The organism is Aquabacterium sp. (assembly GCF_044226965.1).
Lineage (GTDB): Bacteria > Pseudomonadota > Gammaproteobacteria > Burkholderiales > Burkholderiaceae_C > Pseudaquabacterium.
The window spans coordinates 53,324-62,107 of the sequence record NZ_JBGAGA010000037.1 but is presented as its reverse complement, the minus strand read 5'-3'; the positions used below and the strand labels follow the sequence as shown (position 1 = coordinate 62,107).

Here is an 8,784-nt window from a genome sequence, read left to right as displayed (position 1 = left end):
GTCTCCGGCAACGCCGCAGGGGGCGGGCCGGGTGACGATTTAGGGACGCATGAGGAACCCGGCCCGCCCACTGGGGCGTTGCGCGCTCGGTCGCCGCAGGCCGGCTTCCTGCATGCCCTGTTGAAGACCGCAACGGGCCGAGAGCGGCCGTCTGACAGGCTTCCTGGCGTGTACAGGCCCCGGAGACACTGCAGGCGTCTCCGGGGCAGGATCAGTACAGCTCGACGGCCATCGCGGTGGCCTCGCCGCCGCCGATGCACAGCGCCGCGACGCCGCGCTTGAGGTTGCGCTTCTTCAGCGCGCCCAGCAGCGTGACGACGATGCGCGCGCCGGAGGCGCCGATCGGGTGGCCCAGCGCGACCGCGCCGCCGTGCACGTTGACGATCTCGTGCGGCAGCTTGAACTCGGTCATCGCAGCCATGGTCACCGCGGCAAAGGCCTCGTTCACCTCCCACAGGCCCACGCTCTTGGCGTCCCAGCCGGCCTTCTTCAGCACCTTGTCGATGGCGCCCACCGGCGCGGTGGTGAACCAGTCCGGCGCCTGCGCATGGACCGCATGCGAGACGATGCGCGCCAGCGGCTGCAGGCCGCGCGCCTTGGCGGTGGATTCGCGCATCAGCACCAGCGCGGCGGCGCCGTCGGAGATGCTCGACGAGGTGGCGGCGGTGATCGTGCCGTCCTTCTTGAACGCGGGCTTCAGGCCCGGGATCTTGTCGAGCTTGGCCTTGAAGGGCTGCTCGTCCCACTTGACCACCGTGTCGCCGGCCTTGCCCGGCAGCGTGACCGGCGCGATCTCCCAGTCGAAGCTGCCGTCTTCATTGGCGGCCTTGCTGCGCTGGGTGGAGGCGATCGCGAACTGGTCCTGCGCCTCGCGGCTGAAGGCGTACTTGGCCACGCACTGCTCGGCGAACACGCCCATGGCCTTGCCGCGCTCGTAGGCGTCTTCCAGGCCGTCCAGCGCCATGTGGTCGTACAGCTGCGTGGCGCCGTACTTCACGCCCTTGCGGGCGAACATCAGGTGCGGCGCGTTGGTCATGCTCTCCATGCCGCCGGCCACCATCGCGGTGGCCGAGCCGGCGGCCAGCATGTCGTGCGCGAACATCATCGCGCGCATGCCGGAGCCGCACATCTTGCTCAGCGTCACCGCGCCGGTGGCGTCGGGCAGGCCGGCGCGGCGCATGGCCTGGCGCGCCGGGGCCTGGCCCTGGCCGGCCATCAGGCAGTTGCCCATCAGCACCTCGTCGATGGCGTCGCCCGGCACGCCGGCACGCTCGACCGCGGCCTTGATGGCCACCGCGCCCAGCTCCCAGGCCTGCAGCGAGGCGAAGTCGCCGAGCAGGCCGCCGATGGGCGTGCGCGCGGCGGAAACGATGACGATGGGATCGGCCATGGTGGGCTCCTTCGGGTCGGTCAAGCGGTGGCTTGGGTCATGGCAGGCATCACCTGCCGCTGGTGGATGAAGCGGCGCTGCGCTTCATACGGGAAGACATCGTGCACATGGCCGGCCTTGATGCGGTCCTTGTGCGCCTGCCAGAACGCCGGGTCCAGCAGGTCGGCATGGTGCTTCATGAACACGTCGCGCACCGAGGCATTGCCCAGCAGGAACGGGGCAAAGGTTTCCGGGAACACGTCCTTCGGGCCGACGGCATACCAGACCTCGCCGGACATCTCTTCCTCCTCGTTGCGCGGCGTCGGCACCTTGCGGAAGTTGCAGTCGGTGAGGTATTCGATCTCGTCGTAGTCGTAGAACACCACCTTGCCGTGGCGGGTGACGCCGAAGTTCTTCCACAGCATGTCGCCCGGAAAGATGTTGGCGGCCACCAGGTCCTTGATGGCGTTGCCGTACTCGATCACGGCATGCTCGATCTGCTCGCGCGTCGCGTCCTGCAGGTAGATGTTCAGCGGGATCATGCGGCGTTCGATGTACAGGTGCCTGATGATCAGCGCGTCGCCGTCTTCCTCGACCTGGCTCGGGCAGAACTCCTTCAGCTCGGCCACCAGTTCGTCGCTGATGCGCGAGCGCGGGAACGCGACACTCGTGTATTCCAGCGTATCGGCCATGCGACCGACACGATCGTGGGTTTTCACCAGCAGGTACTTGCGCTTGATCAACTCGCGCGAGGTGTCCTTCTGCGGCGGGTAGTAGTCCTTGATGACCTTGAAGACGTAGGGGAACGAGGGCAGGTCGAACACCAGCATCACCATGCCCTTGATGCCGGGGGCGATGCCGAACTTGTCGCTCGAATGGCGCAGGTGGTAGAGGAAGTCGCGGTAGAACGCGTTCTTGCCCTGCTTCTGCAGGCCGAGCGCCGAGTAGATCTCCGAGCGCGGCTTGCGCGGCATCAGGCTGCGCAGGAACTGCACGTAGGCGCTGGGCACCTCCATGTCGACCATGAAGTACGCGCGGGCGAAGCTGAACAGCATCAGCAGGTCGTCCTCGCTGAACAGCGCGGTGTCGATCACCAGCTGGCCGCGGTCGTTGTGCAGGATGGGCAGCGCCATCGGCGTCTCGGCAAAGCCGTTGACGATCTTGCCGATCAGGTACGCGCCCTTGTTGCGGTAGAACAGCGAGGACAGCACCTGGATCTGGAAGTTCGCGCGCAGCCGCACGTTCACGCCCACCTGCTTGCGCAGTGCCCCCATCACCAGGTCGATGTCGCGGCCCAGGTCCTCGAACTCCCGCTTCAGCTGGAAGTTGTTGACGATGCGCAGCAAGGTGTCGCGCAGCGTGTCGCGTGTGGGGTAGTAGGCGCGGTAGGTGGGCAGCGAGGCGGGCTCGTCGTTCTCGATGTACTCGGTGCTCACCGCCGGCCGCACGAACAGGAAGTCGTTGCGGAAGTAGCGGTGGTGCAGGATCTTGGTGGTGACCGAGTTGAAGAAGGTCTCGGCCAGCTCGGGCTGGTGGTGGTTGGTCAGCAGGCCGATGTAGTGCAGCTTCACCTGCTGCCAGGTGTCGCCGGAGAGCTGCTGGGTGTCGAACTCGCGCTGCAGCCGTTCCACCGCCTCGTCCACGCGCGTGTCGTAGAACTCGATGCGCTCGCGCTGCGCACGCTGCTGGCCGTGCCAGTCGGCCTCCTCGAAGCGCTGCTTGGCGACGCGGTTGGTCTCGCTGAACAGCCGGTAGTGACGGTTGAAGCCGTCCAGCAGCGCCGCGGCGATGTCATACGCGCGGCTGTCGGTCAGGCGATGCGGGAACATGTCAGCCCCTCGGCCCGCGCGCACTCATGCCGCCACCTCGGTGGCACGCTGGCGCCAGCGCTGCTTCAACTGCGCCAGCGCGGTGTCGTAGGCCAGGCCCACGTCCTGCGGCTTGCCCACCGTCATGCGCAGGTCTTCGAGCAGGCCGTTGTGCAGGCCGTAGACCCAGCCGTGCACCACCACCGACTGCCCGCGCTGCCAGGCATCGTGGACCACCGTGGTGTGGCAGACGTTGCGCGACTGCTCCAGCACGTTCAGCTCGACCAGCGCATTCACGCGCAGCGGCTCGGGCAGCCCGGCCAGGAAGCCGTCGTGCAGGTCGCGCACGTCCTGCACATGGCGCAGCCAGTTGTCCACCAGGCCGGCGCGGCGGTTCTCCATCGCCGCGCGCACGCCGCCGCAGTTGGAGTGGCCGACGACGATGACATGCGAGACCTGCAGCACGTCCACCGCGTACTGGATCACCGACAGCGCGTTGAGGTCGGAGTGCACCAGCAGGTTCGCGACGTTGCGATGCACGAACAGCTCGCCCGGCAGCAAGTCGACCAGCTCGTTGGCCGGCACGCGGCTGTCGGCACAGCCGATCCACAGGTACTGCGGTGTCTGCTGGTTCAGCAGCCGGGTGAAGAAGCCGGGTTCACGCGCCTCGGTTTCCGCGGCCCACTGACGGTTCTTCTCGAAGAGTTCCTGCAGGTCGGCCGACATCGCGCACACCGCTTTCGTTGAAATTGCTGCAGTGCACAGTTTACGGGGCCGGCCTCACGCTCACATCGTCTCGGCGAACAGCTCGCGGCCGATCAGCATGCGGCGGATCTCGCTGGTGCCGGCGCCGATCTCGTACAGCTTGGCATCGCGCCACAGGCGGCCCAGCGGGTACTCGTTGATGTAACCGTTGCCGCCGAAGACCTGGATGCCTTCGCCGGCCATCCAGGTGGCCTTCTCGGCGCACCACAGGATGACGCTGGCGCAGTCCTTGCGCACCTGGCGCACGTGCTCGGCGCCGAGCTTGTCGAGGTTCTTGCCGATCGTGTAGCAGAACGCGCGCCCGGCCTGCAGCACGGTGTACATGTCGGCCAGCTTGCCCTGGATCAGCTGGAATTCGCCGATGCTCTGGCCGAACTGCTTGCGCTCGTGCACATAGGGCACCACGTTGTCCATCACCGCCTGCATGATGCCGATGGGCCCGGCGGCGAGCACCGCGCGCTCGTAGTCCAGCCCACTCATCAGCACCTTGGCGCCGCCGCCCACGCTGCCCAGCACGTTGGCCGCCGGCACCTCCACGTCCTGGAACACCAGCTCGCCGGTGTGCGAGCCGCGCATGCCCAGCTTGTCGAGCTTCTGCGCAATGGAGAAGCCCTTCATGACCTTCTCGATGATGAAGGCGGTGACGCCGCGCGCACCCATCTGCGGATCGGTCTTGGCATAGACCACCAGCGTGTCGGCATCGGGGCCGTTGGTGATCCACATCTTGTTGCCGTTGAGCAGGTAATAACCGCCCTTGTCCTCGGCCTTCAGCTTCATGCTGATGACGTCGGAGCCGGCGCCGGGCTCGCTCATCGCCAGCGCGCCGACATGCTCGCCGCTGATCAGCTTGGGCAGGTACTTCGCCTTCTGCGCGTCGCTGCCGTTGCGCTTGAGCTGGTTCACGCAGAGGTTGGAATGCGCGCCGTAGGAAAGGCCCACCGAGGCCGAGGCGCGGCTGATCTCCTCCATCGCCACCATGTGCGCCAGGTAGCCCATGTTGGCGCCGCCGTAGGCTTCCGGCACGGTGATGCCCAGCACGCCCAGCTCGCCCATCTTGCGCCACAGGTCCATCGGGAACTGGTCCGAGCGGTCGATCTCGGCGGCGCGCGGCGCGATCTCGGCCTCGGCGAAGCTGCGCACCGCGTCGCGCAGCGCGTCGATGTCCTCGCCGAGCTGGAAGTCGAGGCCGGGCAGGTGGCTCATGGGGTGTCTCCTTGCGTGACGGGCTTTGGGGGGCGTTGGGGGCGTGTCAGGGTCGGCTAATTGACGTTTACGTCAACGTCAATCATACGGGATCTAATGCAGCTTCACCCAGCGCAGCTCCATCGTGTCGTTGGGCCATTGCACGGCGCTGACCTTGCGGGCCATCGCCCAGCTCAGCATGCGGTGGTACAGCGGGATGTAGGGCAGGTCGTCCTGCAGCAGGCGCAGCACCACGCCCACGCGCGCGCGGCGGCGGGTGAGGTCGGGTTCGGTGCGGATGGCGTCGATCAGCGCGTCCAGCTGCGGGTTGCTGTAGCGGCCGGCGTTGAAGCTGCCGCCGCCCTGCGGGTCCCAGGTGTGGAACAGCGCGTTCAGCGTGGACCAGGGGTCCACGGCCGGCGTCCAGCCGAACTCGACGAAGCTCGCCGTGGCCTGGCTGAGCTTGGGGAAGAACTGCGTCGTGCCCGTGCTGCGCAGGCTGGCGCGGATGCCGACCTGGTTCAGCATCGCGGTGGCGGCCTGGCACACCGCCTCGCGGTAGGCGACGTTGACGCAGTCCAGCGTCACCCCGAAGCCGTTCGGGTAACCCGCCGCGGCCAGCAGCGCGCGCGATTTCGCCGGGTCGTAGGCCAGGCGCCTGTCGGCGTCGGGCGTGTAGCCGTCGACCCGGTCCGAGATGAACGAGCCACTGGCCGTGGCCTGGCCGCGCAGCACCTTCTGGATGATCAGGTCGATGTTCAGCGCATGCGCCACCGCCTGGCGCACGCGCTTGTCCTTGAACGGGTTGCGGTCCTTCACGTCGCCCTGGATCAGCTCGTCGCGCGCCTGGTCGAAGGTGAAGTACTGGGTGCCGAGGTCGGTGGTCGACAGCACCGTGAGCTTGGGGTCCTGCTTCAGCCGCGCCACGTCCTGGAACGGTGGATCGAGCACCAGGTCGATCTCGCCCGAGGCCAGCGCGGCCAGGCGTGTCGCGTCGCTGCGGATGCCGACGAAACTGACCTCGTCGACGTTGCCGTTGCGCTTGTCGGCCGCGCCCCAGTAGCCGGGAAAGCGCTCGAGCACCACCTTGACGTCGGGCTGGTAGCTCTTCAGCCGGTAGGGGCCGGTGCCGTTGGCATTGCGCACGGCAAACGTCTCCTGCTTGCCGTTGAAGTCCTGCGCCTTCTCGACGCCATGGGCCTGCGCCCAGCGCTTGCTCATCATCGCCACCAGCCACAGCTTCTCGGGCCACACGGCATCGGGCGCCTCGAGCTGGAAGTCGATGGTGAGATCGTCGACCTTCTTCACCGCCGCCAGCCCCTTGAGGCTGAACGAGCGCTGCGAGGTGGTGCCCAGCGCCCGCTCGACCGAGAACACCGCGTCGTCGGCGGTGAAGGGCGTGCCGTCGTGGAACTTCACGCCGGGCCGCAGCTTGAAGCGCCAGGTGGTGGGACCGGTGTTCTGCCAGGACACGGCCAGGGCCGGTTCCAGCCTGAACTGCTCGTCGCGGTTCACCAGGCAGTCGTGGATCTGGAACGCGATGCGCGAGTGGTACAGCAGCGCCAGCGCATGCGGGTCCATGGTCTGCGGATCGAAGGCGCTGGCCACGCGCAGCGTGGCGGCCTGCGGGCCGGCCTGCAGCGTGAAGGCGCACAGCGCGAGCAGCAGGCGAAGGCAATAACGGGCAATGGCCATGGGCACGCGACTCCGTTCAAAGGCGCCCGGTGGAACACCGGCAAAGCGGGCCGGGCGTGACCATTTTGGCGCGACCCGCGGGGATGCGAGGCGCGAACTGTCGCCCAAGCGACCCACGGGCGAACGGCCGCTGCTTACGCTGCGACCCCGCTGCCCGAAGCGCCCACCCCCCACCACCACCGACCGGCCCTCAGGCCGGCTGCCCGGAGACCCATGCCCATGCAACGACGTCACTTCCTCGACAGGCTCGCCTGCACCCTGGCCGGTGGCGGGCTGGCGCTGTCCACGGCCCCGGCGCTGGCGGCCGACGAGGGGCTGGGTGCGAACCACGTCACCTTCGGCAGCAGCCTGGCGCTGACCGGTCCGCTGGGCGGCGCCGGCAGCGACAACACCGCCGGCATCCTGGCCGCCTTCAAGGCCGCCAATGCCACGGGCGGCGTCAATGGCCGCGAGCTGCGCCTGATCACGCTGGACGATGCCTACGTGCCCGAGCGCACGGTCGACAACGTCAAGAAGCTGCTCGACCGCAATGCCGCCTTCGCGCTGATCTCGACCATGGGCACCGCCAACACCGCGAAGGTGCTGCCGCTGGTGGAGGCGGCCGGCGTGCCGCTGGTCGGGCCGGTCACCGGCGCGGCCTCGCTGCGCCAGCCGCAGCTGAAGCAGGTGTTCTTCGTGCGCGCCAGCTACCGCGACGAGGCCGTGCGCCTGGTCGACCAGATCGTCACGATGGGGCTGAAGGACATCGCCATCGTCTACCTCGACAACCCCTACGGCCAGGAGGTGCTGCGCGACGCGCAGGCCACGCTGCAGGCCCGCGGCGTCAAGGCCGTCGGCAGCTTTGCGCTGGCGGTGGACGGCAGCAACGCGAAGGACGTGGCGCGCCAGGTGGCCGAGGCGCGGCCCGGTGCGGTGGTGCTGGGCACCACCGGCACCGCCAACACCGCGGTGATGCTGGCGCTGCGCGCGCAGAGTGGCGTGCTGCCGCTGGCGGGGCTGTCGGTCTCGGTCATCAGCTCGGAGCTGGCCAAGCTCGGCAAGGCCGCGCAGGGCATGGCGATGGTGCAGGTCTTCCCCGACGCCGACAAGCCGAAGATCGCCGCGGTGCGCGCCTACCAGGCGGCGATGAAGGCCGCCGGCGAGGAGGCGCGCATCGGCGGCTCCAGCTTCGAAGGCTGGGTCAATGCGCAGGTGATGATCGAAGGCCTGCGCCGCGCCGGCCGCGACCTGACGCGCGACAAGCTGCGCCAGGCGCTGGCCAGTGCGCGCCGCATCGACCTGGGCGACTACAGCCTCGGCTTCAGCGGCGCCGGGCCTTTCGTCGCTTCGCGCTTCGTCGAACTGGCGGTGCTGGGCGCGGACGGGCGTCGCAGCTGATCAGGCGCCGAAGGTCAGCGCGCCGCTCGGCAGCATGCGGCCCAGCGCGCTGGACAGCGCGGTCCAGTGCATGGTCTCGTCGGCCGCCAGGCGCGCGGCCACCTGGCCTAGCTTGTTCTCCTTGAAGGCCGGGATCACGCCCAGGTAGGCGTTGGTCGCGCCCAACTCGAGCTTCGCGGCCAGCGCCAGCACGTCGGCCTGGTTCTTCAGCGACGCCGCGCCCAGTGCCTGGGCATAGTCGTCCAGGCGCTTCTCGGCCACCGGCTGGCCGCCCATCTTCTCGATGGTGGCGATCAGCGCGTCGCGGTGCGCCTTGTGGTGCGACTGGAACAGCACCGCCACGTCGAGCACCGGCTTCTGCAGCAGCCCGCTGCCGGCACCCAGCTGGTAGGCGTTGATCGCCTCGTGCTCGAGGCCGAGCGCGACGTTGAGGATGCCGACATCGCGCGCGGCGTCGGACGCTTGCGCCAGCGCGCCGGTCGACTGGCCGGCCAGCAGGCCGACGGCCGCGGCCGACAGCGTGAGCTGGCCCGAGCGCGAGAGGAACAGGCGGCGGTTCGGAACGACGAAGGGGGTGGACATGCGGAA

General features: G+C 68.5%; 7 protein-coding genes. 1 reads left to right on the top strand and 6 read right to left on the bottom strand.

Annotated elements, in window-relative coordinates:
• Nucleotides 1-211: 211 nt before the first annotated feature.
• The 5 genes from ACILR4_RS17190 to ACILR4_RS17170 form a co-directional block, all read right to left on the bottom strand.
• The gene (locus ACILR4_RS17190) at nt 212-1,390 is read right to left on the bottom strand and encodes an acetyl-CoA C-acyltransferase (protein ID WP_395702082.1); all 1,179 of its coding nucleotides are present in this window, start codon (nt 1,388-1,390) and stop codon (nt 212-214) included.
• Between the two features lie 20 nt (nt 1,391-1,410).
• Nucleotides 1,411-3,198: a bifunctional isocitrate dehydrogenase kinase/phosphatase gene (gene aceK / locus ACILR4_RS17185; RefSeq protein WP_395702081.1), complete on the bottom strand. Its 1,788-nt coding sequence runs from the start codon at nt 3,196-3,198 to the stop codon at nt 1,411-1,413.
• A 24-nt stretch (nt 3,199-3,222) separates the two neighbouring features.
• Nucleotides 3,223-3,903, bottom strand: coding sequence for a carbonate dehydratase (can, locus tag ACILR4_RS17180; protein ID WP_395702080.1), 681 nt, complete (start codon nt 3,901-3,903; stop codon nt 3,223-3,225).
• A gap of 60 nt (nt 3,904-3,963) precedes the next feature.
• The gene (locus ACILR4_RS17175) at nt 3,964-5,145 is read right to left on the bottom strand and encodes an isovaleryl-CoA dehydrogenase (protein WP_395702079.1); all 1,182 of its coding nucleotides are present in this window, start codon (nt 5,143-5,145) and stop codon (nt 3,964-3,966) included.
• Nucleotides 5,146-5,238: 93 nt separating this feature from the next.
• A complete protein-coding gene (locus ACILR4_RS17170; RefSeq protein WP_395702078.1) occupies nt 5,239-6,819 on the bottom strand; it encodes an ABC transporter substrate-binding protein in 1,581 nt (526 codons plus the stop codon).
• Between the two features lie 219 nt (nt 6,820-7,038).
• Here ACILR4_RS17170 and ACILR4_RS17165 point away from each other — a divergent pair, with 219 nt between their 5' ends.
• Entirely contained in the window at nt 7,039-8,196 is a 1,158-nt protein-coding gene (locus ACILR4_RS17165; RefSeq protein WP_395702077.1) for an ABC transporter substrate-binding protein, read from the top strand.
• Here the strand turns inward: ACILR4_RS17165 and ACILR4_RS17160 are convergent, their stop codons facing one another.
• Nucleotides 8,197-8,778 carry a ferritin-like domain-containing protein gene (locus tag ACILR4_RS17160; RefSeq protein ID WP_395702076.1) on the bottom strand — a complete coding sequence of 194 codons (582 nt, stop codon included), beginning with the start codon at nt 8,776-8,778 and terminating at the stop codon, nt 8,197-8,199.
• Nucleotides 8,779-8,784: the final 6 nt, after the last annotated feature.

Coding starts and splice junctions, on each gene's coding strand:
- ACILR4_RS17190 (WP_395702082.1), bottom strand. CDS start 1,390: ATGGCCGATCCCATCGTCATCGTTTCCGCCGCGCGCACGCCCATCGGC.
- aceK (WP_395702081.1), bottom strand. CDS start 3,198: ATGTTCCCGCATCGCCTGACCGACAGCCGCGCGTATGACATCGCCGCG.
- can (WP_395702080.1), bottom strand. CDS start 3,903: ATGTCGGCCGACCTGCAGGAACTCTTCGAGAAGAACCGTCAGTGGGCC.
- ACILR4_RS17175 (WP_395702079.1), bottom strand. CDS start 5,145: ATGAGCCACCTGCCCGGCCTCGACTTCCAGCTCGGCGAGGACATCGAC.
- ACILR4_RS17170 (WP_395702078.1), bottom strand. CDS start 6,819: ATGGCCATTGCCCGTTATTGCCTTCGCCTGCTGCTCGCGCTGTGCGCC.
- ACILR4_RS17165 (WP_395702077.1), top strand. CDS start 7,039: ATGCAACGACGTCACTTCCTCGACAGGCTCGCCTGCACCCTGGCCGGT.
- ACILR4_RS17160 (WP_395702076.1), bottom strand. CDS start 8,778: ATGTCCACCCCCTTCGTCGTTCCGAACCGCCGCCTGTTCCTCTCGCGC.